The following is a 26,121-nucleotide window of genomic DNA, read 5'->3' as shown; positions in this document are numbered from 1 at the left end:
GTATATGTTTTAAAATCCCGATCACTTGGTTCAATATTACTTGCCAAGCAAAGCAGCATCTTTTGTTCTACTAAATTCAAACGTGAATTTGCTTCAATTAAAGTATTAGATTTCGAAACAATATTATTCTCTTTAATCTGCAAATCTTGTTTTAGAGACATATCTACATACGTCCTTTCCTTACCAGCTTTATTGCTATAATAACTATAACAAATATACCTCTTTTGTTATAGTTAATTTTCAATAACCAAATTTTAGTTTTCCTTAAATGCTTTCTAATTTTCATAAAGGAATTCAGATTAATTTCATTTAAAACATATAATATAGTTATGTAAACAAGTTTGGAAAGGGTATATTTTAATCAAATACTAACAAATATGGTTCAGCGTATACATAACCAAATTTGTTATCTTTAAGACCATTTTCGTTATAATAAAGAAACCAAATTTGTTACCTTTAAAACCATTTTTGTTATAGCTAGAACCAGATTTGTTATCTTTAAAACCATTTTTGTTATAATAAAGGAACCAGATTTGTTACCTTTAAAACCATTTTTGTTATAGCTAGAACCAAATTTGTTATCTTTAAAACCATTTTTGTTATAGTTAAGCCTTAAAAACCCTTATATATCAAAGGATTATATATCCTTAAAACATATAAACATATAAAACATATAAAACAAAAATATATAAAACAAACAAACATAGTAAATTAGGCTTGTTTATTTGTTTTATATATTAATAAAAATTTTAAATATTATTTATTGTTTTTTGTAAAATTGAATCTTGGTTCATCGCAATATCCTCCAATGTTTGAGCTGATTTTTCATATCCATTCGCTAAAAATAGTAATAACCAAAGAATAAATTGTAACAACTAAGAAAGCAGATTGAATTTTTCAATCTGCTTTCTTAGTTGTTTATTATGAATTTCCCCTCAAAATATCTTTAACTTCTTTTATACTTAATTTACTTGCTTTTGCAATCGTTTCAATTGGCACACCAAGCTCATGCATACCTTTAATCATTTGTATTTTCTCTTGCTGAACCCCTTCTTGAATGCCTTCTTTTTTTCTTTATTACGAGCATAAACAAATTTCACGGCTTCATCCATCAACGCTTTTTCCCTCGACTCATACGTTCTCATTTCTTCATTTATAATTCAAGAATTTCTTGTATTTCTTCTATAGATAAGTTCGTAAATTTCGCAATATCTTTTATTGGCATTCCGTTTTTGTGCATACCACGAATAAGCTGTATCTTTCCTTGTTCAATACCTTTTTCAATGCCTTTTTGTTCTGCATAAGCAAACTTTGCAGCCTCATCCATAAGAGCTTTTTCCCTTGCTTCATATGCTTGTCGGAAAGAAGAATCTTGACTCATACGTTCCCATTTATTTATCGCTTTTTGTAAAATAGGGTCTTGGTTCATCGCAATATCCTCCAATGTTTGGGTTAAATGTTCATCTTCATTCGCTGGAAGTAATAATAACCAACGAACAAACAAATCTTCCCAGGGATTTACTTGTTCATTCCGCCACTGTTGCATGAGTTTTGGAATTTCCACAATATGAACTTCTATATCATCACTTAACTTCTTTTGTTGCTGTTGATTCCATAGGATTCCTGTTGTATGGAATGCCTCGTATTCAGGAAACATAACGAAATTTAACAAATTGATCGTAATTGTTTTATGAAGAGAGCTATATGGCATTCCCTTTTTTAGTTGGGATGCATATAGCCTTCCCCAGTAATACAAACTTCTCTTAATCATGTCATGATTGTTATTCAGCTGTATTTCTACATTTACCTTTGTTCCTGTATCTAATGTTGCAGAAATATCTAAAATCGATAATTTATCCTCTTCATGTTCTCGATGCAAGTGTGGGTCTTCTAATTGTAAAGAAACAATAGGTGATTCTAAAGAACCTTGCAACATAGCATTTAAAAAAGCAATTAAAATATCTTCATTTCCACTTGTGCCAAATAATTGTTTAAAAGCAAAATCAATACGTAAATTTACTAATTGTTGGTTGGACATGGGTTTTCATCTCCCCACCTCATATGATGTTTTTCTTTCATTGTACATAAAAGAGTGATCCATATGCAAACAAGCTCTTATATCCGTAGACATAAGAGCTTGTTTGCTACCATACATAATTAACAGATTAGTTGGCTTTCATAGAAATTGAAAGATTGCCTACTGTAAGGAAAACTCACGTTTAATATACAAAATACAAATAAAAATGCCAATACATAAACATATTCAAGATAGTACATTACATTTTAAAAATAAAACTAAGTTTATATCTTTTTATAATTTGTAAAATACACCATTAAATATCCAAATAAAGACCTATTGATCTCATGCATAAATACTGATATCAAGGGGTTTTATAAGTTTAACATTTTGTATCTTTTGTAAAACTCATTTATTGAATAAAAAATCCCTTCACGATTTGTAAAGGGGTCAGTATGCATTGAAAGGGTACTTCAATTTTAATATGTAAAATAAAAAACTCGTATTGATAAAATTCATTTTCGTAGCTTAGTTCAATGATATGACTTTACCCATAAAGTTGCTGCTAAAGGAAGCATATCTTTGCCGTTGATAAATTATGAACCCATAAGCTTGCCGTGAATGCTGTTGGTTTGTAATAAATCTTAATCAAAAGCATATTACAAAAATTGATTTTTCAACAGAAGAAACCCAAACATTTTGAAAAATTTCGATCAAAATGCTTGGGTTATTTGTTACTAGTGAATAATTTTTTATAAAAGTTTAATCATTTTTCTACCTGTGTTTGCTCCAGAATCGCGCCCGATTCTGGAAGATTTCAAAAACGTTTATTTTTCTTTTAACATTGAATACTTTCGATAATTTTTATAGAAACTGCTACCAAAAAAAACAAACAGAAGTGTGGGAGACAACTTCACAAGGACAAATGGAGTTTCAAATAAAAATGCCTTCCAAAATAATGAATCTTTCATACTCCAAAGACCTTCATGATATAATCCCGAACCCTTGTAAAACATATAAGAATAAGCTAAACACAGCGTACCAAACCAAAATGAATAACTCATTAATCTTTTATAATAATTATCCTTTGATTGGCGATCCGAGAAGATTTCATTTTGATTATTATCTACTTTTTGCCAATACCGTATTCCACTAAGCCAGGGCCCCTTTATATAGTTCCAACCGAAATCCTTATATATCCCTTTGTATTCAACCAACTTTTTCTTTGGCAAATAATCTTGATAATCAAGTCGCATAACATATCTCTTGTCAGTTTTTTCGAAAGTGTATATTCCAAATCCACTAATATTTGTACAACGATAGCCTTTTTGTAATTGCTCGTTCATCCATTGCTCCTCTTTTTCAATATCAAAAAACATCTTAAATATCTTCATTAGATTCACTTCCTTCGTACAGGGATAAAATATGTAATAACCTGTTTTGTTCCATCTTCAAAATGGCGCTGCCTTCTGCAGTTATCATATAAACTTTTCTTCGACCTAACTCTCCAACAGGTTCAATCCAACCATGCTTATTCAAGTTTTCAATCGCACCGTATAATGTACCAGCTGCTAAAATAACAGTACCGTTACTTATCTTTTCTATCTCCTGCATTACGGCATAGCCATGGAGTGGTTCACGCATAGCTAATAAAATATAATGCATGGTTTCCGACAACGGCAATAATTTATGTTTCATATCCTCACCCTTTATTCAGTTCGACTATATAGTTCAACTTAATAATAATTTAATACAGTTCAACTGAATAGTCAACAACATTTTCAAAATTAGTCAAATGAACTTAAAGTAAATAGCTTGATAACAAGGGGGAATTAATTTGAAATCTAACCACAAAAGTTATGAGTTCGAAAAAAGTTTGGACCGTATAGGTGAAATCTTGGATTCTAGTAGTTTATTTGAAGAAAAAGATAGCATCCCAAAAAGAGAAGATCTAACTTATACAAATGGATATTATGTAAAATATTCAGCATTATTTATTGATTTACGGGATTCATCTAAACTACCTACGTTACATCAACCACGTGTTCTAGCTAAGATTTATAGAGCGTATATTTGTGAAATGGTTGCTATAATAAACGGTTCGAGTTTGTGTAAGGAAATTAATATTGTGGGGGATTGCGTTTCAGCAATTTTTGAAACACCTTATAAGGCGGATATAAATGAAGTATTCGCTATAGCCTTTAAAATGAATTCTCTTATTGATATCTTAAATTACAAGTTGAAAAAAAAGGATACAAGCCTATTAAAGCTGGGATAGGATTAGCGTACGAACGCGTTCTTATGATTAAAGCTGGATATAATGGTTCAGGAATAAACGATGTTGTATGGATGGGAGATGCTGTTAATCAAGCATCAAAGATGTGCGGAAAAGCGAACAAAGATGTTTCATACCCAATTGTAGCTACTGAATTGTTTTATAATAACCTAAGCGAACATAATCAAGGGCTAATGACAAAACATTTACTTGAAGGATATTATTATGGAAATGTTGTCCATGTTGATATGGATAAATGGTTAACAGATGCGAAAGAAAAAGATGCTGCAAAAAATAAAACAACATGGTAATTACCAGAAGAGATAATACATCTCTTCTTTTTTATATAAAAGGCTCATAAAATAATAAAAAGCCTTGTTGTATAAACAAGGCTTTTCCCCTTTTATTTCTGTTCGATTGCATATCGACTATCTTCGGAAACACATAAACTTGCCTCATTCACTGTTATAATACATTTTCCTAATCGCCGCTTTACTTCCGATTGTAATTTTTCATTTGCTTCCTCTAAAGAACTTGCTGGAATAATTGTAGATTGTGAGCCTGTTACCTTGCCACTATACATCACTGAAAAGTTCAATTCATATTGATGTATCAAGATTTCTCCACTCCTTTTTTCATGGATTTCCTCACAGATCATTCTTATTTGTCGCTTGCTCCTGTTGTTTTTGAAGATAGGTACGCATTTGCGGTACATACCAGCTTTTTCTTAATCGGATAATCGCAATTCCCACAATTAAAATCAAAAAGGCTTGTAGGAAAATATCTTGTGTTTCCCATAACGTGCACAAATACAGAAGACTTCCCGAACAAAAATAATACATGGCCAATAATAGGTTTATATTTGCGATTATCATTTGTTTCTTTACAATCGCGGCAATTCCTGCCAAAACAAGCGTACAAACTCCTATACTTAGCAAAATATATGCAATGACTTTTAAAAAAATCACCCTCACCCCCCCTTTTCTCTAAAAACTCATTTGAACCACTTGAAAGGCCGAATAAAAGATGTAATCTTATTCAATACCAAATGTATTAATAACTAATTTAAAATTAATTACAGACGAATTTGAAGCGTCATTTTTTCTGAAAGGGAAACTTTTTATGTTGAAAATCATATATGCATTGTTTTCCAACACATCCGATTGAAAATTCTGTAAAAAATGTTGCGCCAACAATTTTTAATCTCCATTTCCACTCGATTAAACCTCTTTATAGCGCTTCTGTAACAATTGCTGTACACATGCCGCATACATTTTAAAATAGGGAATGTTTTGCGCGGCAACCTTTCCAAAGTCCATCTGCATTAATGTTTCTTCTAACAATTTGAACTCAAATTCTAAAAATGTATCATGCTGTTTCTGAATCGAATGCGGGATATTATGCAAGGCATCCGCAATTTCTCGTACATATGTCACACTGGATTCATCTTGGCTTGAATAGGAAAATGCATTTCGAATCAATACAAACGTTTCTTGCAATATTTCATACCCGATATGATGCAATACATTTTGATTTACCAACTCCCCTCATTCCTTTCCCTACGGTCCTTCAATTCCTGTATTGATTTGGAACTCATAATTTTCTACAAACCATTTCTCACCTTCCAATACTAAATTTAATTTCATAGTGTGTTTTTCTTGTTGTTCTGTTCCATCAACCGTTACAAGATAATCATATTTAACCGTTACATCCGCTTTATTATCAGCGGTTTTGATGTAGTACATATCTGTTATCTTTGCTTTCGTTTGAATGTGCATAGAGCCATCATCTTCTATATGGTTATGTGCATCCTCTGGCGCATTTAATAATTTATTTCGTGCTTCCCCTGTTATCATTTCTTTAATCTTTTCAAATCCTGGCTTTTCTTTTTGCTTGTTATCATTCTGTATTAACAGCTCTACAAACTGTTTTGCTACTTCTTGCCCTTTATCTTGGGTATTTTCTGTTAAAACTGTTACGCGCTTTTCCAATGCTCGATTCTCTGTTTTTAGCTCTTTTACTTGTTCCGTCCATTTCTTTTCCGTTTGCTCGACTTTATGTTGTAAAGTGCGATTTTGATTCCATAACCATACACTGATACCCACTAATACAAGTATTACTAAACCAACGATTCCTTGTTTCATCTAAAATCGGCAAGGATACCCCCACTTCAATGATGTGAAGTGTGTAACTCAACGATAAGTGGGGGAGGAATTGCCGTCAGATACGGTATGGTACATTAAAAATCGTAAGATTTTGTACCATATCAAGTATCTGAAACTTCCACCTTGCCTCCTCCTTTCTCTATTTAAGTTATTTAATTTCACTAAAAATCTGTTACAATTTAACTAGTGATAGGTGGTGAAAATAATGCCTAGAATTACTGCAAAAATACAAATCCATGTTTCCGATAATCAAGCTGAAAGTCTAAAGATAACAACTAACGCTTACCGCAAGGCTTGTAATTGGTTATCAAAGCACATATTCGAAACAAAAAACCTTAATCAAGTAAATCTCAATAACTTATATTATTCTGATTTACGAAATCAATTTGGGCTAAAAAGCCAAATGGCTCAATCTGTGATGAAAACTGTAATCGCTCGTTACAAGTCGGCTCAATCAAATGGACATGAATGGTCTTTGATTGAATTCAAACTTGCAGAATATGATTTAGTCTGGAATCGAGATTACTCACTAACCCAAAACCAATTTAGTGTAAACACGCTTGAAGGTCGCCTAAAACTAAATTATGAGCGTAAGGCTATGAAGAAATACTTCAACGGTACTTGGAGATTTGGTACTGCTAAATTAGTACATAAATACAAAAAGTGGTTCTTACACATTCCGATGACAAAAGAGTACCAAGCGTTAGAGCTCGCAAATGTAAATAATATCGTTGGTATTGATTTAGGAATCAACTTCCTTGCGACCACTTATGATAGCCAAGGCAAAACAACATTCTACAACGGAAATGTTGTTAAGCATAAGCGTGGTAAATTTAAAGCTACTCGTAAGCAATTACAAACACGACAAACATCATCTTCTCGTAAGAAATTAAAACAAATTGGTTCAAGAGAAAACCGTTATGTAACTGATGTAAACCATCAAATTACAAAGGCACTCGTTGATAAATATCCTAGAGGTACTATGTTTGTTTTAGAAGACTTAACAGGTGTTCGTTCTGCGACAGAAAAAGTACGAGTGAAAAACCGCTATGTTTCTGTGTCTTGGGCTTTCTACCAATTCCGTCAAATGCTTGAGTATAAAGCTGAATTGAATGGACAAATGGTAATTGTGGTAGATCCAAAATATACTTCTCAAACCTGCCCTAGGTGCGGACACATTGAGAAAGCGAATCGTAATAAAAAGCTACACACTTTTAAGTGTAACAATTGCCAATACCAATCAAATGATGACCGTATTGGTGCAATGAATCTACACTGTAAAGGAATTGAACATATTGGTGTAGTTACCGCAGGAGTATAGCTCTTGTGGTAGGGGCGAAGTCAACCGTCCTTATGTTCCACCACACTAAGGTAGGAGAGCATTGCTCGTTAGTATTACTGGGTAGGAACAAGCGTAATTGCTCTCTATGAGGGTAGAAGCACTGTAAAATTTTTGCAGACGCCCCCCCACTTCAAACAGACCGCAATGTCGTTAAGTGGGGGTAGTTGACCCCTAATCCTCCCTTTCTTTCTACTTATTTCGGCAAATATGGTGCTGGGTCGACTTGCCCGAATTTAAAGGCTGTTTTAATTTCGAAATGTAAATGTGGCCCTGTTACTTGCCCTGTTCTTCCACAAACGCCTACCTGTTGACCGACTCCAATGTTTTGCCCTTTCTGTACAGTAATGGATGACATATGACCGTATAGGCTCCAATATCCATTCCCATGGTTGATGACAACCACGTTTCCGTATCCGCCAAAACCCGAACCGGAAGCGCCAAATTCCGCCAACTCTACAACGCCACCTTTCGACGCGGCAATTGCGGTGACACCGTCCTGACAAGAATAATCAATACCTTTATGAATGGTGCCCCAGCGTGGTCCAAATGGGCTTGTAATCGTCGTTTGAGCGATAGGACGAATAAATCCTTGTGAGCTTGCTGATCCAGTATCTACAACGCCGCCTGGCTTTCCCGCTTCACAATTGAAAGTAAGGCCGCCCATTTGCGCCACAAATTTTTTTACTAATACTGGCCATAAACCATTTGTGCCATGCGGATCATTTGCGGCGCCTGGTGGTGCATATTTCGCTCCAATTGCTTCTATGGTTGTAATCCCCATACCGATATAGTTTTTATATAAGTTTCGCGCCATAGCGTTGATTCCTTCATCCAAAGTGGCAAACTTCATGAAACCTTTCATTTGTGAACTACTAGGGTCCATGAGGCCCCCAGGGTTGTTATAGTTCTTTACTGCGTTAGAAGTCCCGTTCCCCGTTTCCAATCTCGCAATGGCCGCTAATAAAACGGGATCGATTTGGTTTTGTGTTCCTGCATTTAAAAAGGCTTGTGCTTTCCCTGTAAAAACGCCTCCTAAATGGGGCTGTAATTCTTCTGGTGCCACTGTTTTTCCACCTGGCCGACAAACCGTCATTCCATTACTTGGGATGGTTGCTGGCGCTTCCTCTTCTTTTTTGCCAATGCCTTGCCCCAAAACGATAAATAAAAGAAATCCAATACAGACGAACAATCCTATCGTGAAAGTAGAACTCCCAAAAAGAAATGTCAGTAACCAGGATTTCTTTTTCTTCTTTTTTTGTTCTTGTGCAATATCTTCTTGTATCGCTTTGTCTACGACTTCTTTTATTTCTGGTCTCATATCATCCCTTCCCCCTTACAACATGTATCAAGATTGATTGGAATATTTTCGAACAATCAGCCCATATGTAAGGGCCAAAAGAATAGGTATAATCGCAAAAACCTGAAATAGTAACGTTAAAACAATAGATTGCTGTTTTTGTATAAAGTCTAATAATCCAAAATGACCGATTCCTACAAACCAAATGAAAAAGGCTAGTTTGGCCCTGTCATCAATAGAGCAACGTAACTCATTATGGATAATTTGGAGAGTTAGAAGAATGAGCGTATACCAGATAAGTAATCCTAAACCAATCCATCCTAATAAATCTGTCGGCCATTCTCTCTGTACGAAAAGAATGATTATGTTCATCCATCCCAAACACCCAATACAAAGAAAAATACTGATACTCACCATTTTCATACACGTTAATCCCCAGTTTTTCATAGCTATATCGCTCCTTTTTTCGTAAAAAAATAGTAAAGTCCTAAAAGTTTAGGACTCTACTCATCTTTTTTTGGTGGCTCCAAATCATCTAAGTTCTCTAAGTTTTGCGAATCAGTAGAAGGCATCCAGTTTTCACTTCCCGCGGCTACAGCTCCATATTGTATATCTGGTGTATCGATTGTTTCCGCTTCTCCTTGAATCGGTTCATTTTTGCTTACTTCTTTCTCATTTACTCGTGTTAAATCAGAAGAGGAAATGGATTCCATTGGGATAAATGAGTCAGAAGAATTTTCGTTTTGTATAGTTGACTCGACATCTATATGAGTATTTTTTGCGACAATTTCCACCGCTTCATTCACTTTTGCAGGAATAGCATCTGGAATATCTGCACTTGTTGTTTCTGGTGTATGAGGGACAATGACACCTTCTTCATTTACATCTGCACGAATTGTATCTGGTATTAAAGGTTCATTTGCCTCTGTTTCAATTGGCGTTGAGATTTCTTGTTGTGGAATATTTGTTGAAGTTTCCTGTTCTGGTTGTATCTCTTCTCTTGAAATATCCATCGGAATTTCTTCTGTTGGAATGTCTTGTTGTGGGATATCGGATGGGATTTCTTCAAATGTTTCATGATTTGGTGACACTTCCTCTAATGGAAGTTCCTGTGTTGGTACTTCTGTTTGAATCTCTTCATATGCCTCCATATCGTTTGAAACTTCCTCTAGTGGCATTTGTTGTTCTGGTACTTCTTGTTGTACATCTTCATGTACTTCTATATCAGTCGGAATTTCTTCTAGTGGTACTTCTGTTTGAATTTCTTCATAAGCCTCCATACCAGCTTGTGTTTCTTCCCCTGTTGGGATTTCCTCATCTTCTAAAGATACAAGCTCTGGTTGAGCCTCCATTTCTGGCTCTTCTACCTCTGTTCCTTCTTGTTGTCCTTCCATTTCTTGTTCTAATGCTTCTTTATCTAAGCTGATAAGGTCTTGTTGCATTGGCGCCTCTTCCTCACCTGGTAACGTTTGTTCTTTTCCTTCCTCTCCTTGCTGTGGTAAATTCCCATCTTTATCACGATCCTGTAAGGAAATAAGGTTGCCTTTCTTTTGATTCTCTTCTTTTTCTTGTTCCGCTTGATTATTTGGTAAATCATTCGGTATATTGGCTTGCACTAACGGGTTGGTTTTTGCCTTTTCGTCGTCTGTCCCTGCATTTTCTAACTGGCCGCCTGCCGCCGCTAATTCAGCCGCGCTGTTAAAATGTGCTCCCATTTTGTCTCCAATATAAGACATTGTATTTCCAGCGTACTCTTTTCCTTTATCTACAAAGTTTTCAGTCATAAGGGATATATTTGTGACCGTTTCATACACGCCACGTACTTTACTAAAGGCCGCAACAATATTTCCTCTAAACAGATAGCAAAGAACGAAAACAAGAATTTGGAAAGTCATTGTAGACACATATCCTGCAACGCCCGCTTCTGGTAAAACGTATAGTAGTTCTGCTATCGTAAAGATGATGACAAGCATAACAGACATAAAGATTTTTAATGCTAATGGGCGAATCCATTGTGAAGCCCAACTTTCAATTACTCTACGATGTCCTGGTAATAGAGCCACCGCCATGACGATTGGTGAGATAATACTCATGGCAAGGAACCATAATTGGAATGCTACAATTAGTAAACAAAACGCAATGACTGGAACACCTGCGAATGTATTCACGACATAATACATGATTGTAAATACAAGGCGCTCTCCTACAGAGGAAATGACCATCATTTGGTTTCCTTTTTTCACTTCTTTTTGTACCAAGTCATCACGATCTTTTCCTGAAGGTTTCGCTAACAATTCATCTACTCGTTGAGCACCTAATTTTTCTTTTGAATCTTCCCCATACTGTAAAAATAAATATGGTCGTTCAACTAACAAATCCCAAATCTGCTTTTTCACTGAAAAGATTGCATCCGCTTTGGAACGCCCTGGATCACCCGCAACCGTTCCTGTTGCTTTCGCTAATACTGTCACACTAATTTCAGAGCTAATCGTATTCGCACTCTTTAAAATCGTACTTGCGTTTCCAATGTACGTAACAATAAAAGCAATAACAAGTACTGTTTTCACTAACTCACTTAAACCTTTTGATGGTTGGCGCTTAATAAAGAAAATATAGCCTGCGTAACAAGCTGATAACACACATGCAATGCCAATAATTGCTGGAAATAGCCCAGAAGATAGAAAGCCACCTTTTTCAATACCAGCAATATTTTGCATAGCCGCTCCTAATTTATCCGCTACAGCATCTACGATATCCAAGTTCAACGCTTGATCGACTAAAAAGATTGTTAATTGGCCAAGAATCACATTTAACTGAAACGCTATATTTCCAAACCATTGACAAGTTGTATACAACATTCTTTGCAAGTCTTTCCCTACGCTATCATCACCAAACAAGTACCCGCCAACCTTTTGAAATACATTTTTTTCATCTTCTTTTGGTTGGTACGTATCAATTTCATAATACTTATCTTTGTAAATACCATCTGTGTATCCACTAAATAGATTTTCAGAGATTCGTGCTCCTTTTTGTTCCTGTTTTTCTTCCGTTTTTGTATCTTCCGCTAGGGCCACCTGGGACCCTAACGGTAGTAAAAAGAATACAAGAATCATACAAATAGAGAAAAGTTTTTTCATTCCTTTTGCCCCCATTTATGAACATGAACTGGTTTTATACTTCCCACAATAGAATCTAAACTATTATGTCCATCCCAGTTCCATTCGTAATTTTTCCATTTTCCGTCCTTTTTGTCTTTTATCATTTTTAACTTTATTCCCATTTGGGCGTTTTCTACAGGATCAAAATACTTTACACGATAGTAATACTCACTTTCACTTTCTTTCAAATCATATCGATATAAGTCGTATCGTTCTTTCATTCCTTTGCTAGCATCAGGATGCATAACTTCATCTTTACCTAAATCATATTTCTTATATGACAAATCATTAATCTTATTTGAATCCATTTCAATATAAGCTCTTACATAATCCATCGCGGCTTTATCCGCTTCTTTTATATCACGTTGTTTCTGACTTTCTTGTTGATTCGCATTACTTTTTGTTTCATTTGAGCAACCCGCAACACCCGTTACCATTAACATTCCTGCTACACATAATCCAGATAACATACGTAATTTTTTCATCGTTCCACCCCTATATACAGATAATTCATAATACCCTTATCTGTATTGTAATAAGAATTACGCCAATTGTTGCGCTCGTTCTTCGTCAGTTTTTGTAGAGGAATCAAATGCAGTCTTTAATTCTTGGAAAACAGGATCGATTTCTACAACCGCTGTTCGGCCGAAAATATCCTGGAATAAGGCTTCGCCGCGTCGTAATTGACGTAGCATCAAGATATTTTCTTCTGTGACCGGTAGGTTATAGTAACGTAACATTTCTTCCGCTTCCTTATCGTATTTCAGCGCAAAACAGAACTTCATACCCACATTTGCAACCTCTTTATTTTCAGATTGATAATCGGATGCGTTTTGTGTTCCTAAATACAATCCGATATTGTGATAACGTCCTTCTCGAATGATTTTGTCAGAAGACGCCGCACCCTCTTTATTTTTCAAAATACTGGATGCCTCATCTTGTAGGTATACTTTGAAAATACTACGATCGGAATGCATTAAGGATTTACCAAATGCCGCTAATGCAATTAAGATACTACGAGATAATTTATCTGTAACACTTTCATTCTTTTCCTCTGATTTCGGAATGCGTAAATGTTGAATTTGTAATACCTGTAATGGACGTTCTAGGCTTAATACGCGATAATCTTGACCAGGTCTACCAAACAATAAGTTTCCTAGCTGGATGCCTTCTAAGGTTGCTAAACGATTTGTAAGAGCGTTTAATCGTTCTAATTCAGTTGGTAATAAGTTAGGTTCTTTCTTCATTTCCTCTAGTTCTTTACGAACCAAAGTTAAACATGCGTCTTCTTTTTTTGCTACTCGTTCAATCGCTTTATATAAATAGTCATATCGGATATCCTCTAATCCTACATCCGATAGAAACGTTAAAATTTCAAGTGCTAAACTCTTTGCATCTTCTATTGTTGCACTTATTCGGAATGGGTCTAAACAGCCCGCATCCTTTTTATCCTTCCCAAGCGTCCATACTTGCAAGGTATCCTCATTGAACCCTGGCAATAATTCGGGCCATCTTGTGCGGTCCCCCTTAGGATCGATGATAAATGCCCTTCCGCCACTCATAACAATCCAGAAAGCGAGTAAGTTCATTAGGAACGATTTCCCTTTCCCTGTTTGCCCCGCGAACATAACCGATAAACTTTCAAATGCTGTCACAATGTTATCTAATGCTTTCGCCGCTAGTTCGGGACGAACAAAAACAGGACGATTTAATTTCTTTGTCTTTCCAATGTAAAATCCTTGATTGTCACCAATTTGTGTTGTGGCCCCGAACATGCCCATTGCAAGTACACCTGGCTCCACAAACAATTTGAAATCCGTATTATAACGTTTAGAACCTGGTAAGAACTCATAGAAGTATGCTAACTGTTCTCCAAATGGATTGACCAATTCAATTTTCATTTTGCGATATTCTGTAATGAGCGTATTGACGCGTGATTTTAATGTTTTTTCATCTTCGGCATATACACAAAACAGTACACTTAGTTCATATCCAGGTGCTCCTGTTGTTTCAAATCGATCTTTTACAATTTTGACGCCTCTTGCTTTACGATCAATTGTTAAATCTGTTGTGCGACCACCTACCATTGCTTGTTGACGTTGATCGTTTAATTCCAATTCACTATTTGAGAGCTTTTGTGTGACCATCTGGTTTTCTAAGTGATACGCTCGAATACTCATTTCAACAGGAAACTTTAACGAATGCGATTGAATGCGATAAATCCACTCTCCACCAGGAAACGCCGATATTTCGGGCATATCTTTCACCGCAAGAAAAGCAACATGAGAGGTTTCAATTTCCCCTTCTTCATTTTGTCTTTCGAGTATAAGAGAACGTCCTGGGCTTTCATCAATCACCGTATCCGTTAATTGGATCATTTCTTGTAAATCTGGGCGGCGTACTTTTACCGCCTTTCCTTCTTCATTTTGCAACGTAACTGTAGAACCTACCTTCCAGTTTTGGTCCCGATTCAGTTCTTTCATGCCACGTTTAAAGTTATGATGGAATAAAAAGCGTGTTGTAGATGGTTTCGCACGTCTTGTATTATGAAAGGCCCCTCTAACCTGGCTAAATAACACGTCTTCTACTTCTAAATAATTTTCAATTTCCTCTTCTAAAATATCCGTCACATTCATACCCGATATATTTTGAGCTGTCTCTGCAAAGCCTTCTCTTATCTTCTTCATAAACTTCCATGTTTCTACGACAGGGTTACGAATTTGTCTTTCCTTCTGTTCCATGTTCAGTTGTACTAAAACGAAAAAGCGATATTCCATGTTCTCTTTCGCAATGGCCGCATTTCGTAAATATTCTTTTACTTTTTTGAAAAGAAAGCGTCCTGTAGGTGCCATTGGCCCTTTTAAAGTGGAAATATGTTCATCCAGAATTTCATCTGAATTTGTTGTACGAGGAATCACAAGTAAGTGGACATCATATTCTTGATGGGTAAAAAGAGCGAGTTGATTGCGATAATATATTTTTTTCGTGCTTTCGTCTTGATGATCGTATTCGAATCCGTCTACTTCATATACTGCGGATACTTTTCCATCTGTACTAAACGCTAAATTCTTTTCAACGTGCTTTAATGGTGATCTGTTCATCGTTTTCAACATCTTTCATTTCCTCCTTTTGGGGTAAAAATGTTAGGTTATAAGCGTGTATGTCTTTCTCTTCTTCACTAGATGAATGTACGATTGGTATATCTTTAACGTCATATTGCACACACACATGACCACGAATCACATGTTTTTTTAGTTTAGGCAAGGTCACTAATCGGCTAATTTGATGTTTACGTAAACGAAATGTAACCCAGGACCGAACAAAAGAGAAAAGTGATTTTCCATCTGTTTTATATTTATCCGCGCCCCATACGAGGAAAAGAGGAATCACACCATAATACATGAGCCAAACTTGATCGATCATATCTCCAAATATCCATTTAAAGGGAGGAAGGAAGCGGAAGGCTACAAGCCCCGCTTCTACCGCCGCAAAATAACCAAGTGCCCTCCATGTAACCGCACGCGGAAGACGGTACCCCATAATTTCGTACTGTCTTCGCATATAGTTCATATAGCTTCCGAAACAATAGACAATGATAGATTTTGATTCTTTTTCCTTCATGTAGCCCTCTTCCTTTCCATCCCTTACTTAGACGCCAAACAATCCGCCTAACCACGTTCCGATTGTTTTTAATGCATCTGGTTTGTTAATGAAGAATACAACTATCCCGCCGCCAACAATTAACGTGATCGCTTTTCCCCATGCGCGCTTTGCCGCTACAATCAAGATAACAATGATAAACGCACAATATAACGCGTATGTTCCTTGTGTCTTCATCATTTCGAAAAATCCTTCCAACCCAATTCCTAACACAAAGTGATTTATATTGAACATATACACATGCCCCTCTCTTATTTTGTTTTTAAGTCTGTTACGATCCATTGCCTTCCATCTTGTTTGACAAACAACGTATAACCTGTTTTCATTTTCGATTCAGAATGTGGATCAATCATAGAAACCTCTGTTTGTACCTCATATGTGCCTTTTGTTTTTCCTGGATAAATCTTCGAGGAAAGTACATTTTCAAATTTCATGGCTCCTTCTAATCCTTTAATATCTGTATTGGCCAAAACATACGCGAGCTCTTTTTGTGTTGCGGTAGTATAGGATTTAAAAAAGGTTGGCAAAAATTCTCGAATGTCTTCTTTTACAGTCATTTCATGAATTTCCTCTCGTTCTTTTCCTTCTTTTCCTTCTTTTTCTTCTGGTACTTCTGCTTTTTCATTCACCTTGACAATTTGAGGGAATCCACTAATCACAAAAGCCTTTCCATCTGATTGAACAGGAACCGACACTTGCTGGATCACTTCCTTATCCTCTGGTCCGCTATTATCTGCTTTCATGCGGCTTAATTTGTATCTCACTTTAAAAATTACATTTGCTTCTTTATCTGTGACCTCATCTACTTTTAATACAGTTGCGTATAGAAAATGGGAATCCCATTGTATACTTGCAAAATCCAAACCAACTTGTGGATCAAGTGTTTTCGGTACATAGAGCTGTAAGTGCTCTGAACGCTTCTTCTTGCCTTCATCCCCTCTTTGCCAAGTAAAGTATTCTTTTGCGAATCCGCGCGCAAACTCAATCGCTTCTGGACGTGTGGCAAGGTTTTGTTTTTGTGTGACTTCTTTTGGAATGGTGCTAGCCTTTGCTTGTGTATCTCCCTTTCCTTTTACTACGGTTGTGATGGATACAATCAGCATCCAACAAAACAGGAGCCAAAAGGCCCATTTTCCAATTAAGCGGCCTTTATAGGAAGGAATCTTTGTGGCTGTCCTTGCCTTCCCCTGTTTACTTTCAAATGTTTTTGCAAACCACTGTTTCACCTTTTGAACCATATTCATCCCCCTTTCAATTTCGGTACTGGCGTAAAGATCGTTCGTAGCAATCACAAGCGAATGAAGCCATGCCAACCGCGGTTGATTCATCTTTTATTTCATTTCTTGCATAATTGATAAAATTGTTGAATTTCGTTTGACTACCTGTGATATATGGGAATCTAGCATGAACCACATACCGTTTTCCTGTATCCTTTCCTACTTCAAAGGACGCCCCATCTGTAGCCCGAAACGCCCTTACAAACTCTAAACCTTCTAATTCATCCATCATGCACTCTCCCTTTCTCTTAAAACTGTGAGAAACTTTTGTGCTTTTTCTTTGAACATCCACCCTTTGTCTATCCTTGCTTGTTGGAACATGTCATAACAGCTGATTTCACGCTCAATTTCTAACCTGGCTTTGTCTTTTGTAAGTTCTACTCCATCACACTTCCATTCCAGTTCATCTGTATCTAATCCGATTTCTATTTCGATAATTTTTCCGTTTTCCATCAGATAAAATTTCTGCATATATACATCTGTTTGAGATAAACAAATCTCATGTACTTCCTCACAACCTATTCCCTCATAGATTTCCACTAGAAATTGAGCTTCAACTTCTCCCACATTTCCTCTTTCATAAGTGTTTTTATGTGTAAACATCGTTTATCTCCCCCTCATGATCGACTATCGGCCATCTTCCATATTCCCACTACCACCAGGAAGAGAAGTAACACGCCTTCCCATCCTTGCGTATAGTAAATTTCCACCACTTTACTTTTCACCGCTTCCCAGGCTTCTCGTGATTCTGGTACTCTTTCAAATAACCAATCTGAAAAGACAACTAACAGAAAAATACTGGCGCTTATCGATAAAATAAACCGAAACACATTCTTAGAACCTCACTTTCTCATTTTGATTTTGAATATTCAGATAAATATTCCCGAATGGGTCTTGCAATATATCTTGAAACAGTGTGATATAAACTGGAATTTCTGGACTGCTTACGCCTTTTAAGTAGCGAATCAATTCTTTTTCCCTACTTTCACTACCTGCAACAAATACCAGGCGCCATATCGGTATTTCATATCCCATACCAGCATGTGTCCGATAGTCTGCCTTTTTTCCTTCTTGCGTCATGAAATCGTTATAACGGATAATCTTTTTTTCTAATACTTCTTTTGATCCGTAAGAACGTTCCATTTCCATGAATACACCAATGTTTTTATCAATCGCTTCTTTTAATCCAATTACCGCAACCCCGTCTGGGCGTATGACGCGATTTTTTCCTTTTGCATATTGAAATGTAGCCCGCGGTTCGTTAATCCATTCCTTTAGTTCCAATCTTTCTTCTCTCTTCGATATTAATGTCATGGCACATTCAATCTTTGCTAACATTAAACTGTGATACACAAAGGATGCCGAACGTTGGGACCAACTACTTTTCCAATGTACACTCCCTCTTAATCCACAAACTGTTTCTACTCCCTTTGCCGCAAGCGTATATACGTTTTGCGGTCTTCCAGATTTACGAACCTGGTTTCTTGAAACAGGTATGGGTAGTAATTCATTTTTTAAATATTTTTCTTGTACCAAACGATTCAAACGGTAGTATACTGATTTTTTCTTATGGTTCGGATATACTTTTTCTGTTATATACTCCATATCAACATAGATGTGATTGTGTATATCCATGAGTAAGTTTTGGTCTTCTTCCAATAACAACATACTGCACATAGTCTCTACTCCTTTTCCCACATATCGAAAATGCTTTTTTCTCCTTTCATAACTGCTTCCATTTCATCCTCACTTTTTAATGGTTCAATGATCGGCGTTTCTTCTGGAAGTTCTATTTCTGATTCTTTTGTTTGTGTTTCTGGCGGTTTCACTTCTTGTTTTTCTTCTTTCACCTTTACCGCTTCGGTAGCTTGTTTTCGAAATGGGATAATTTGCGCTTGATGTGTGGGTTCAACTGGCTTTGTTTCGGAAACAGGTTCTTTCACTTCTTCATTGGAAGGTACTTTTTCTTCTAATTCATCTAGCCCCGATGTCACAACAGGTTCTTCTTTCGTTAAATTGACTTTTTCGGCTTGTTGATACTTGCCTTTTCCGTATAGGAACTCATCAATTTCCTTGTCGATTTCTAATCCTGCTTTCCCATTTTGTTGCTCTAAAGAATGAATCTTTGCTCTGGTCCATTCATTTGATGCATGAATTTCTTTTTCGTTTTTGTAATTGGCCGCTTTCCCATTTGGTAGATAGCGGTCTAATGGTGGAACACGTATGGTACACCACACATTTTTTGCTTCACCTCTGATATAATCTTGCGTTTGAATCGCTACAACTAAGTTAGGAAGGTTTTGTAAATACTCTGTACGGAATTGCTTTTGCATAATGCCCTCTAGCGTTTTCGCGGAATTATGACCTTGCCTACATACAAAGTAATTTCCGCCCGCCTCTGTTAACATGTCTGTTAACTCTCTGTCTAGCTGTCCCGAAACTTGCTGGGTAATCACCCATAATCCAAATCCATGCTTCCGATCCTTCGCAATGATTTTCGGAAGAACGGGTACTGGCACGTCATGTGCTTCATCTATAACTCCTAAATGTAGTTTGGAACCATGCGGCCGCTGTTGGGCGATGCGGTGATATTGATTACAAATGTAACCGACTGTAAGCAATGTATCTTCTTTTCCCATTCCCGCTAAATCGTAAAAGATAAGGTGTCCTTCATTCATCCACTTTCGAATTTCTAAGGAAAAGCCTGTTTGCCCGTACATACGCTTTAAATACAACGTATTACGGAAGATATCTAATCGGTTTAAAATCGCTTGTGTGCTGTCTTCTAACGCGCTTCCCACTTCATATTTCCAAAAGTGAGAGTAATATTTTTGTTCTGGCCCTTGTAAATTGGCTATTACGTTTGCTCGAAATAGTTCATCACTTATGAAGAGTGGGATACTTAAAATCGTATGAATTTGACTCTTATCACAAAGTAACGTCCCAATAATCGCTCTTAGTAATCGTTCTGTTTGTTGTGCTTGCCCTTGAATCATTAACTTAATCATTTCCATAATGGATTCAACCACTGTTTGGATATCTTCATTTGGAAAACGATGAAACAAATTCAAAGCTGGCGGGTGATCTGTATTTCGAAAACGGATAAAATGAACCTTACTCCAATCAACCTGTTTCCCATCCTTTTCCGCTTTTAAGAGTCGATTCATTGCTACATATGCCAAATCTTCCGTCGGATCAAATAGAGACAATCCGCCCGCTTCATTCGGATTTTCTAGCCACTTATCAATAACACTTTGCATCAATCTCATGGCAATGGTACTTTTACCAGACCCAACTTTCCCTGTAATGTAGCCATGATTTTTGAAGAAATCTTCTTGAATTTTTACTAATCGGTCCCTAATATAGGGATGCATTACATGACCAATTGAAATGCCTTCGGACAATAAATCATCTGGTATCATGTTTTCACCTTTATCTAGATACAAGATGTTTCGCTCTGTCTTGCTGTTTTTATCACCCGTTACATTCGGAAGATGGAACAAGTTTAACAGCTCTGATCCCGTCCAGATCATTTTTCCGTATACGGGATGTGGTACAGCTGGCATACTGCGTCTAAACCGTCTATATCTCAGCTCATTCACATCAGCCATAATACTTGCCACCATATGTCCTAAGTTCTTGATAACAGGTACACCAGGATAATAGTCACTTGCGAATGAAACAGATACTTGAAATGCGACTTCATTTTTGGCAAACCGCTTATTTAATGCGCGAATTTCTTCTTTTTCAAAGGCATCTAGCCCATGCTTTTTCTTCTTTCGAATGGCCTTTTCTGCTTTTCGAATCCCTTTTGTCAGCTGAGACCCGTTATCTGGTGTAAAAGCAACATCAACCCATGTCTTTTCTTCGATTGCACTTCCTAACATCGGTAATACATCACGTGTATAGCGTGCTAGTGATAACGTGGCATCTAGCCGCTTTCTCTTTAATACCATCCGTCCTCCTACCGCTTTCCTTGTTGGAAATGGCATTTCTTCCTTTGGGACGGTATAAATTTCACTGTGGGTATAGGCGCTTTGTATGGCTTGCACAACCTGTTTGATTTTATCTTCTGGACCACCTACATAAAAGCGAACACGCTCGTTTTCTCCCTCTGGACGATACATCGTCATGCGGTACCAATCGCGCCCTTTTAACAGGCGTTCTAAAGGTTTTCGGCCCGAACCATGTACATGCCGAATCATTTGCCCTAGTTTATCTGGTGTGACTTCATCATCTATGTGCGGAATGAATAATATGTATCGATACCGCTTCTTTTCTAGGTATAAATAGATGCCATGTAAGACAATTCGTATGACAATTCCTAACAGGATCAATAAGGCAAACCCACGAAACACACCGACTACAGTTGGCACCAGCTTCATCAATTCTGTGAGGATTTTTTCTTTAGAAAACCAGACAAATGCGACAGCCCCTATACCTAAAAGCATTTTCCAGTTCTTTTCTATAAAGTTTTCAATTTCTTTGTCGAGCTTGCTGTGCGCCACTTCTTCACTTCCTTTCTATCCTTGAAATGGCCTTATGCAAGGGCTACTAGTTTTTCACGATGCTTTTGTGTTCGTTCTTCAGCGGCTAGTTGAATCAAGATTTGAGGTTGCATGATCCCGTTTTGAGGTTTGTTAATTTGATCTAAGAGTGTTTTATAGTTGAAGAGTTCTTGTTTTACTTGTTCTTTCCAGAACGTTTCCCAGCATTCTTGACGATTTTGATACGCTTGTTTTCCCATCTTGCTTCCTCCTTTTAAGTGGGGAGGATATTCAGTGAAAGAATGTCCTCCTATGAATATTATGATTTGCGCGCTTTTTTGTAAGGGTCTAGCGTGACCAAGAGAGAAGAGAAAATCATGCTTTTTCCCATTCTTCCCGCCCATTCTTCTGTACGCTTATTTGTTGAAGGTGTATGTGTTATATGAGGAACTCAACCGATATAAAAACCGCGTTTACTTCGCATATGCTTAATTGGTTTCATAAGAAATCCTCCTGTATTGTTTTATCTTTATATATCGCTAAATAGAAATATTTTGTACATCTAAGAGGTTTCATTCATTATGAAGCTACTAAATCTAATTCTTCTAAATCTGTAGAAAGGATCGTAATTTCTTGTTGGTGCTCTTTGATCAGAACATGTTGGATATTTTTTCGCAACTGAAACCCATCTTCCACCAATGCAAGTAAATATGATTTCGTATATTTCCTATCATTGATTTGATAATGTACATCAAATATGCACATTTGATCCCGCCCTCCCTTATCAGTTGAGAGTTTTTTAAACTTCTTGATTCTTACGTTTTCTAAATGCGTAAACAGCTAGGATGCTACCAAGAACGACAAATGTAGCACCAATCCATTTCCAATATGGATTTTCAGCCTTGCCGCCTGTTGTTGGTAAATGACTTTCTACTTTCTTAGGTTGTTCTTTCATCGGTTGTGGTTGTTTTACAATATTTTGTGGTTTCTCTGGTGTTGGTACAGGTTTTTCAATGACCTGTGGTGGTTGTGGTTTCTCTGGTTGTGGTTTTGGTTGTTCTGGCTGTGGTTGTTCCGGTTTCTCTGGTTGTGGCGTTTCTGGTGTTGGTGGAACTTCTTTTTTCTGATCTGCTACAACATGTTTGATAATCTCACCATCTGTTTTAATTTCAAAAGAGAATGTTTCTTCATTGATTAAATATCCCTCTGGTGCGAATGTCTCTTTATATGTGTATTTACCAGCTGGTAATTTCTCAAACTTTGCAATGCCTTGTTCGTTTGTTTTTCCTTTCACGACTTCCTGGCCTTGCTCATTATAGATTGTAAACTCTGCACCTGGTAACTTATTGTTTCCATCGGCTACATCTACTTTTGTAATTTCTAAGCTACCTTCAATCTTTTTGTTTTTTACGGTGTGTTTAATAACTTCACCATCTGTTTTAATTTCAAAGGAGAATGTTTCTTCATGTGACACATAACCTTGTGGTGCAAGTGTTTCTTTGTATGTGTACTTTCCTGCTGGAAGTTTCTCAAACTTTGCAATGCCTTGTTCGTTTGTTTTTCCCTTCACGGCTTCCTGGCCTTGCTCGTTATAGATTGTAAACTCTGCGCCTGGTAGCTTGTTATTTCCATCGGCTATGTCTACTTTTGTAATTTCAATTGAGCCTTTAATCTTTGTATTCTTTACAACTAGCTCAATTGTTTTTCCGTTTTCAGTGATGCTAAACGGAATCGGGTCTTTTACCAGCACATAGCCCGCTGGTGATGTTTTTTCAATGAATTGGTACTTTCCAAATGGGATATTATCAATTTTGATTAACCCGTTTTTGTCTGTCTTATGCTCACTGATTTTCTTGCCTTTTTCATCAGCTAGGATAAAAACTGCACCTTCTAATTTTGTTTTTCCATCTTCATCTACTTTTACAAGCTGTACATTTCCTTTTACTTGATCGTTTTTCACTTCGAATGTAAGTGTTTGATTATGCTCTTTTACTTCAAATGGATACTTTGTTTGATTTAATAAGTAACCTTCTAATCCTTTCGTTTCCTGGAAGTAATACTTTCCAAACGGAAGAGAATTTACTTTCGCAATCCCTTCTTGATTTGTAGTTACTTTTGTAATTTCCTTTCCTTCTGGCGTAAATACTGTAAATTCAACACCTGGGAGAATCTTGCCTGTATCACTTACTTTTTTAATTTCAATATTGCCTTTGATTTGTACATTTTTCATTTCAACAACAGCAACTTCACCTGTTTTCACTTCAAAAGGCTTTGGCGTAGCATCTAGCACATATCCAATAGGCGCTTTCACTTCTTTTACAGTGTATGTGCCAAGTTCTAAATTACCCATTTCAGCGATACCGTTTTTGTCAGCTGTAATCGTTCCCATAACTTGTTGATTGCTGTTTGCGATTTCAAATACTGCGCCTGGTAGTGGCTTTTTGCTTTCATCCACTTTCATCACTTTTAAGGCGCCATTTGCTTTCCAGAATACTTGTAAGTCTGTGCTTACTTGTTCTGTACTGCGCTCTAATAATACAGTTGCATCTTGAATCGTACTTGTTCCTTTATATACGATTGCATGAACATTCGTTAGATTTGAAACGACTTTTAGAGATAGTTCACTACTCTTAGAGGATTTTGGTACTTGAATACGGAACTTTTCTCCTAGTTGGAATGTTTCTTTCACTTCACCTTGTTCTGTGACAATACGTGTGCCTTGTGGCGCATTGTTCATTTGTACTTGAAATGTACCTTTTTTCGCATTTGTTTGAATGTTATATGTTGTTGTTTCGAAATATTCACCGTTTAATTGTGCTTCTTGTTTATCTGTTGGAATAACATTCATCCAGACATCTTGTGTATCCTGGCTTTGATTTGCCGCATGAATGATGTTCTTTGCCGCTTTTTGAACAGCCGCATTTTTGAACTGTAATTCATCAACAGAAATCTGGCCAAGTGCATTCCAAAGAGCTAATTGGGTTGCGTAATGGGCTTCTTTCCAATTGGAAACTCCTAAATTTTCTGGTGTTTTCTGTGGGTACCCATTCATTAAGACACGATAGGATACATCATCTGTTTTGCCCGCTTCGGGTAAATCCTCTCCATTTGGGGATTTTAAACCGTATACCAGACAATACGCAATTTGACCACTAGCGTTCTTTAGAAGCTCTGTACGAACATCTTTCCCATACTGCGGACTATAGGTCCAATCCATCTGATACATTTCTCGATTGATTACCTCCGCACTGGCTGGATTCAGTGGAATCAAGAAGCTCATAATGAATAAAAGTACACTCGTAAAGAGTAGTAGTGTTTGATACGATCGTTTCAAAACCATTTTTTACAGCTCCTTTAGGATTATTCAGTTTTCAAAGGACAGAATATTTAGAATTTTATCTTTCTAAATATAGAACAATATACTTTAGTCATAATTATTTCGTCTTTTAGCCGAATTTCATTTACAATACACTTAGTAGGAATATGAACAAAATAGATGTAATTAATAACATGAGGTTAATTCAATCTGTGATGGGTATTGCACGATAATATGTTGGTCTGAAAAGTTTCTCGATCGGAACTTCAAGGAAATCTGCTATTTTTTTAGCTTTATTATCTTTGAGACTCCTTCTCCCAATTTCAACATCATATAATGTGCCGATTGGAATTTTAGCGCCTTTAGAAACTTCCTTAATACTTAAACCTTTGGATTCCCTATATTCTCGTACAATGGTTTTGTGTTCTGACGCTAGCATTTTTTCACCCTCCCTTCCCTTAATTACATTGTATTTGGCATTAAGCCGAAAGTCAACACTTAAAGTTCATATTTTTATCACTTTAAGTGATATTTTTTCTTATTTTGTTAAACATCTAAAAATGGAGTGATATAAAATGGAAATTACAGAGAATGTTTTAGGGAAAAACATAAAGAAATTAATAGCTATAAAAGGTGTAGATCGCAAACAAATGGCGAAAGATTTAGGAACAACTTACAGAACCGTTTCTAGTTGGATAACTGGTGAAAAGAAGCCTCGCCTCAATAAATTAGAAGAAATCGCAAGCTATCTAGGAGTAAACACTGCATCACTGTTACAAAGTGAAATTCCAGATGCCGAAATATTAAAAACAGTAAAAGGTGAAGATCCTGTTGAGCGTTTAGCACGACTTCTTCACGAAAAATACATGAGTGTACCAGATGAATATAAGCCCCAAATCGAGAGAGAATTATTGAAATACGCGACTAAATTAAAAATGGAAGTTGAACAAAAAGAATAAGAGAGCCTCAATAATGAGACTCTCTTATTCTTCATTTTCATAGCTTGCGCATAATTCTATAATTTCACTAAAAGTTTGTAAGTCTATTTCTTTTACAATTTCAATCAACTCATTTACACCTAATCCTTTTGTCCCCATAACTAACCCTCCGCTTTTAGTATTACATTG

28 protein-coding genes and 3 pseudogenes are annotated in these 26,121 nt (G+C 36.6%); 4 read left to right on the top strand and 27 right to left on the bottom strand.

The window, feature by feature from the left end:
- The 6 genes and pseudogenes from ACQVV1_RS26805 to ACQVV1_RS26780 form a co-directional block, all read right to left on the bottom strand.
- Window positions 1–161, bottom strand: a 161-nt coding sequence (locus ACQVV1_RS26805) for a replication initiation protein (RefSeq protein WP_136986484.1), incomplete at its 3' end; no start/stop codon positions are given.
- Between the two features lie 597 nt (window positions 162–758).
- Window positions 759–866, bottom strand: a pseudogene (locus ACQVV1_RS26800) (Rpn family recombination-promoting nuclease/putative transposase); the annotation flags it as partial.
- Window positions 867–921: 55 nt separating this feature from the next.
- A pseudogene (locus ACQVV1_RS26795) lies at window positions 922–1,142 on the bottom strand (Rpn family recombination-promoting nuclease/putative transposase); the annotation flags it as partial.
- 11 nt (window positions 1,143–1,153) lie between these two features.
- Window positions 1,154–2,038: an Rpn family recombination-promoting nuclease/putative transposase gene (locus ACQVV1_RS26790; protein ID WP_431169792.1), complete on the bottom strand. Its 885-nt coding sequence runs from the start codon at window positions 2,036–2,038 to the stop codon at window positions 1,154–1,156.
- A gap of 806 nt (window positions 2,039–2,844) precedes the next feature.
- Window positions 2,845–3,411, bottom strand: a complete 567-nt coding sequence (locus tag ACQVV1_RS26785; protein WP_431169790.1) for a DUF2812 domain-containing protein — start codon at window positions 3,409–3,411, stop codon at window positions 2,845–2,847.
- Window positions 3,398–3,715: a PadR family transcriptional regulator gene (locus ACQVV1_RS26780; RefSeq protein WP_086396036.1), complete on the bottom strand. Its 318-nt coding sequence runs from the start codon at window positions 3,713–3,715 to the stop codon at window positions 3,398–3,400. Before ACQVV1_RS26780 ends, ACQVV1_RS26785 begins: the two co-directional genes overlap by 14 nt.
- A gap of 139 nt (window positions 3,716–3,854) precedes the next feature.
- Here ACQVV1_RS26780 and ACQVV1_RS26775 point away from each other — a divergent pair, with 139 nt between their 5' ends.
- Both ACQVV1_RS26775 and ACQVV1_RS26770 read left to right on the top strand, forming a co-directional pair.
- A complete protein-coding gene (locus tag ACQVV1_RS26775; protein WP_431169788.1) occupies window positions 3,855–4,295 on the top strand; it encodes a hypothetical protein in 441 nt (146 codons plus the stop codon).
- A 23-nt stretch (window positions 4,296–4,318) separates the two neighbouring features.
- A complete protein-coding gene (locus tag ACQVV1_RS26770) occupies window positions 4,319–4,603 on the top strand; it encodes a nucleotidyl cyclase domain-containing protein (RefSeq protein WP_431169786.1) in 285 nt (94 codons plus the stop codon).
- Between the two features lie 92 nt (window positions 4,604–4,695).
- Here ACQVV1_RS26770 and ACQVV1_RS26765 read toward each other — a convergent pair whose 3' ends face one another.
- The 4 genes from ACQVV1_RS26765 to ACQVV1_RS26750 form a co-directional block, all read right to left on the bottom strand.
- Window positions 4,696–4,908 (bottom strand): hypothetical protein, encoded by a 213-nt coding sequence (locus ACQVV1_RS26765; RefSeq protein ID WP_431169784.1) that lies wholly within the window; start codon window positions 4,906–4,908, stop codon window positions 4,696–4,698.
- Between the two features lie 31 nt (window positions 4,909–4,939).
- Window positions 4,940–5,260, bottom strand: a complete 321-nt coding sequence (locus ACQVV1_RS26760; protein WP_431169783.1) for a hypothetical protein — start codon at window positions 5,258–5,260, stop codon at window positions 4,940–4,942.
- 252 nt (window positions 5,261–5,512) lie between these two features.
- Window positions 5,513–5,833 (bottom strand): hypothetical protein, encoded by a 321-nt coding sequence (locus ACQVV1_RS26755; RefSeq protein ID WP_431169782.1) that lies wholly within the window; start codon window positions 5,831–5,833, stop codon window positions 5,513–5,515.
- Between the two features lie 18 nt (window positions 5,834–5,851).
- The gene (locus ACQVV1_RS26750; protein WP_172555178.1) at window positions 5,852–6,436 is read right to left on the bottom strand and encodes a hypothetical protein; all 585 of its coding nucleotides are present in this window, start codon (window positions 6,434–6,436) and stop codon (window positions 5,852–5,854) included.
- Window positions 6,437–6,662: 226 nt separating this feature from the next.
- Between ACQVV1_RS26750 and ACQVV1_RS26745 the strand changes: the two genes are divergently transcribed.
- Window positions 6,663–7,778 carry an RNA-guided endonuclease TnpB family protein gene (locus ACQVV1_RS26745; protein WP_431169780.1) on the top strand — a complete coding sequence of 372 codons (1,116 nt, stop codon included), beginning with the start codon at window positions 6,663–6,665 and terminating at the stop codon, window positions 7,776–7,778.
- Window positions 7,779–7,992: 214 nt separating this feature from the next.
- Here the strand turns inward: ACQVV1_RS26745 and ACQVV1_RS26740 are convergent, their stop codons facing one another.
- The 17 genes and pseudogenes from ACQVV1_RS26740 to ACQVV1_RS26660 form a co-directional block, all read right to left on the bottom strand.
- On the bottom strand, window positions 7,993–9,117 hold the full coding sequence (locus tag ACQVV1_RS26740) for a peptidoglycan DD-metalloendopeptidase family protein (protein ID WP_431169779.1): 1,125 nt from the start codon (window positions 9,115–9,117) through the stop codon (window positions 7,993–7,995).
- A gap of 27 nt (window positions 9,118–9,144) precedes the next feature.
- Window positions 9,145–9,543: a hypothetical protein gene (locus ACQVV1_RS26735; protein WP_431169777.1), complete on the bottom strand. Its 399-nt coding sequence runs from the start codon at window positions 9,541–9,543 to the stop codon at window positions 9,145–9,147.
- Window positions 9,544–9,599: 56 nt separating this feature from the next.
- On the bottom strand, window positions 9,600–12,233 hold the full coding sequence (locus ACQVV1_RS26730) for a CD3337/EF1877 family mobilome membrane protein (RefSeq protein WP_431169776.1): 2,634 nt from the start codon (window positions 12,231–12,233) through the stop codon (window positions 9,600–9,602).
- Entirely contained in the window at window positions 12,230–12,739 is a 510-nt protein-coding gene (locus ACQVV1_RS26725) for a hypothetical protein (RefSeq protein WP_431169775.1), read from the bottom strand. The genes ACQVV1_RS26730 and ACQVV1_RS26725 overlap by 4 nt, the downstream gene beginning before the upstream one ends.
- Before the next feature lie 57 nt (window positions 12,740–12,796).
- On the bottom strand, window positions 12,797–15,367 hold the full coding sequence (locus ACQVV1_RS26720; protein WP_431169774.1) for an ATP-binding protein: 2,571 nt from the start codon (window positions 15,365–15,367) through the stop codon (window positions 12,797–12,799).
- A complete protein-coding gene (locus tag ACQVV1_RS26715) occupies window positions 15,327–15,875 on the bottom strand; it encodes a TcpE family conjugal transfer membrane protein (RefSeq protein ID WP_431169772.1) in 549 nt (182 codons plus the stop codon). The genes ACQVV1_RS26720 and ACQVV1_RS26715 overlap by 41 nt, the downstream gene beginning before the upstream one ends.
- Before the next feature lie 27 nt (window positions 15,876–15,902).
- Window positions 15,903–16,148 (bottom strand): TcpD family membrane protein, encoded by a 246-nt coding sequence (locus ACQVV1_RS26710; RefSeq protein WP_000481966.1) that lies wholly within the window; start codon window positions 16,146–16,148, stop codon window positions 15,903–15,905.
- 17 nt (window positions 16,149–16,165) lie between these two features.
- Window positions 16,166–17,152, bottom strand: coding sequence for a conjugal transfer protein (locus ACQVV1_RS26705; RefSeq protein ID WP_431169771.1), 987 nt, complete (start codon window positions 17,150–17,152; stop codon window positions 16,166–16,168).
- 13 nt (window positions 17,153–17,165) lie between these two features.
- Window positions 17,166–17,423, bottom strand: coding sequence for a hypothetical protein (locus ACQVV1_RS26700; protein ID WP_341069576.1), 258 nt, complete (start codon window positions 17,421–17,423; stop codon window positions 17,166–17,168).
- A complete protein-coding gene (locus ACQVV1_RS26695) occupies window positions 17,420–17,794 on the bottom strand; it encodes a hypothetical protein (RefSeq protein ID WP_431169770.1) in 375 nt (124 codons plus the stop codon). Before ACQVV1_RS26695 ends, ACQVV1_RS26700 begins: the two co-directional genes overlap by 4 nt.
- A gap of 231 nt (window positions 17,795–18,025) precedes the next feature.
- Window positions 18,026–18,868 carry a replication-relaxation family protein gene (locus ACQVV1_RS26690; protein ID WP_431169769.1) on the bottom strand — a complete coding sequence of 281 codons (843 nt, stop codon included), beginning with the start codon at window positions 18,866–18,868 and terminating at the stop codon, window positions 18,026–18,028.
- Between the two features lie 5 nt (window positions 18,869–18,873).
- Window positions 18,874–21,699, bottom strand: a complete 2,826-nt coding sequence (locus ACQVV1_RS26685) for an ATP-binding protein (RefSeq protein WP_431169768.1) — start codon at window positions 21,697–21,699, stop codon at window positions 18,874–18,876.
- 32 nt (window positions 21,700–21,731) lie between these two features.
- A complete protein-coding gene (locus ACQVV1_RS26680) occupies window positions 21,732–21,938 on the bottom strand; it encodes a hypothetical protein (protein WP_431169767.1) in 207 nt (68 codons plus the stop codon).
- Window positions 21,939–21,997: 59 nt separating this feature from the next.
- Window positions 21,998–22,180: pseudogene (locus ACQVV1_RS26675) on the bottom strand (hypothetical protein).
- 77 nt (window positions 22,181–22,257) lie between these two features.
- Window positions 22,258–22,443 carry a hypothetical protein gene (locus ACQVV1_RS26670; protein WP_097825708.1) on the bottom strand — a complete coding sequence of 62 codons (186 nt, stop codon included), beginning with the start codon at window positions 22,441–22,443 and terminating at the stop codon, window positions 22,258–22,260.
- A 34-nt stretch (window positions 22,444–22,477) separates the two neighbouring features.
- The gene (locus ACQVV1_RS26665; RefSeq protein WP_431169766.1) at window positions 22,478–25,018 is read right to left on the bottom strand and encodes a SpaA isopeptide-forming pilin-related protein; all 2,541 of its coding nucleotides are present in this window, start codon (window positions 25,016–25,018) and stop codon (window positions 22,478–22,480) included.
- Between the two features lie 181 nt (window positions 25,019–25,199).
- Entirely contained in the window at window positions 25,200–25,433 is a 234-nt protein-coding gene (locus tag ACQVV1_RS26660; RefSeq protein WP_016126096.1) for a helix-turn-helix domain-containing protein, read from the bottom strand.
- Between the two features lie 136 nt (window positions 25,434–25,569).
- Here ACQVV1_RS26660 and ACQVV1_RS26655 point away from each other — a divergent pair, with 136 nt between their 5' ends.
- Window positions 25,570–25,953, top strand: coding sequence for a helix-turn-helix domain-containing protein (locus ACQVV1_RS26655; protein WP_023523901.1), 384 nt, complete (start codon window positions 25,570–25,572; stop codon window positions 25,951–25,953).
- Window positions 25,954–26,121: the final 168 nt, after the last annotated feature.

It is taken from the genome of Bacillus basilensis, from assembly GCF_050630465.1.
GTDB classification, from domain to species: Bacteria; Bacillota; Bacilli; order Bacillales; family Bacillaceae_G; genus Bacillus_A; species Bacillus_A basilensis.
This window is presented reverse-complemented; position numbering and strand designations above follow the sequence as displayed.

Coding starts and splice junctions, on each gene's coding strand:
- ACQVV1_RS26790 (WP_431169792.1), bottom strand. CDS start 2,038: ATGTCCAACCAACAATTAGTAAATTTACGTATTGATTTTGCTTTTAAA.
- ACQVV1_RS26785 (WP_431169790.1), bottom strand. CDS start 3,411: ATGAAGATATTTAAGATGTTTTTTGATATTGAAAAAGAGGAGCAATGG.
- ACQVV1_RS26780 (WP_086396036.1), bottom strand. CDS start 3,715: ATGAAACATAAATTATTGCCGTTGTCGGAAACCATGCATTATATTTTA.
- ACQVV1_RS26770 (WP_431169786.1), top strand. CDS start 4,319: ATGATTAAAGCTGGATATAATGGTTCAGGAATAAACGATGTTGTATGG.
- ACQVV1_RS26750 (WP_172555178.1), bottom strand. CDS start 6,436: ATGAAACAAGGAATCGTTGGTTTAGTAATACTTGTATTAGTGGGTATC.
- ACQVV1_RS26745 (WP_431169780.1), top strand. CDS start 6,663: ATGCCTAGAATTACTGCAAAAATACAAATCCATGTTTCCGATAATCAA.
- ACQVV1_RS26740 (WP_431169779.1), bottom strand. CDS start 9,117: ATGAGACCAGAAATAAAAGAAGTCGTAGACAAAGCGATACAAGAAGAT.
- ACQVV1_RS26735 (WP_431169777.1), bottom strand. CDS start 9,543: ATGAAAAACTGGGGATTAACGTGTATGAAAATGGTGAGTATCAGTATT.
- ACQVV1_RS26730 (WP_431169776.1), bottom strand. CDS start 12,233: ATGAAAAAACTTTTCTCTATTTGTATGATTCTTGTATTCTTTTTACTA.
- ACQVV1_RS26725 (WP_431169775.1), bottom strand. CDS start 12,739: ATGAAAAAATTACGTATGTTATCTGGATTATGTGTAGCAGGAATGTTA.
- ACQVV1_RS26720 (WP_431169774.1), bottom strand. CDS start 15,367: ATGTTGAAAACGATGAACAGATCACCATTAAAGCACGTTGAAAAGAAT.
- ACQVV1_RS26715 (WP_431169772.1), bottom strand. CDS start 15,875: ATGAAGGAAAAAGAATCAAAATCTATCATTGTCTATTGTTTCGGAAGC.
- ACQVV1_RS26710 (WP_000481966.1), bottom strand. CDS start 16,148: ATGTTCAATATAAATCACTTTGTGTTAGGAATTGGGTTGGAAGGATTT.
- ACQVV1_RS26705 (WP_431169771.1), bottom strand. CDS start 17,152: ATGGTTCAAAAGGTGAAACAGTGGTTTGCAAAAACATTTGAAAGTAAA.
- ACQVV1_RS26700 (WP_341069576.1), bottom strand. CDS start 17,423: ATGATGGATGAATTAGAAGGTTTAGAGTTTGTAAGGGCGTTTCGGGCT.
- ACQVV1_RS26695 (WP_431169770.1), bottom strand. CDS start 17,794: ATGTTTACACATAAAAACACTTATGAAAGAGGAAATGTGGGAGAAGTT.
- ACQVV1_RS26690 (WP_431169769.1), bottom strand. CDS start 18,868: ATGTGCAGTATGTTGTTATTGGAAGAAGACCAAAACTTACTCATGGAT.
- ACQVV1_RS26680 (WP_431169767.1), bottom strand. CDS start 21,938: ATGGGAAAACAAGCGTATCAAAATCGTCAAGAATGCTGGGAAACGTTC.
- ACQVV1_RS26670 (WP_097825708.1), bottom strand. CDS start 22,443: ATGTGCATATTTGATGTACATTATCAAATCAATGATAGGAAATATACG.
- ACQVV1_RS26665 (WP_431169766.1), bottom strand. CDS start 25,018: ATGGTTTTGAAACGATCGTATCAAACACTACTACTCTTTACGAGTGTA.
- ACQVV1_RS26660 (WP_016126096.1), bottom strand. CDS start 25,433: ATGCTAGCGTCAGAACACAAAACCATTGTACGAGAATATAGGGAATCC.
- ACQVV1_RS26655 (WP_023523901.1), top strand. CDS start 25,570: ATGGAAATTACAGAGAATGTTTTAGGGAAAAACATAAAGAAATTAATA.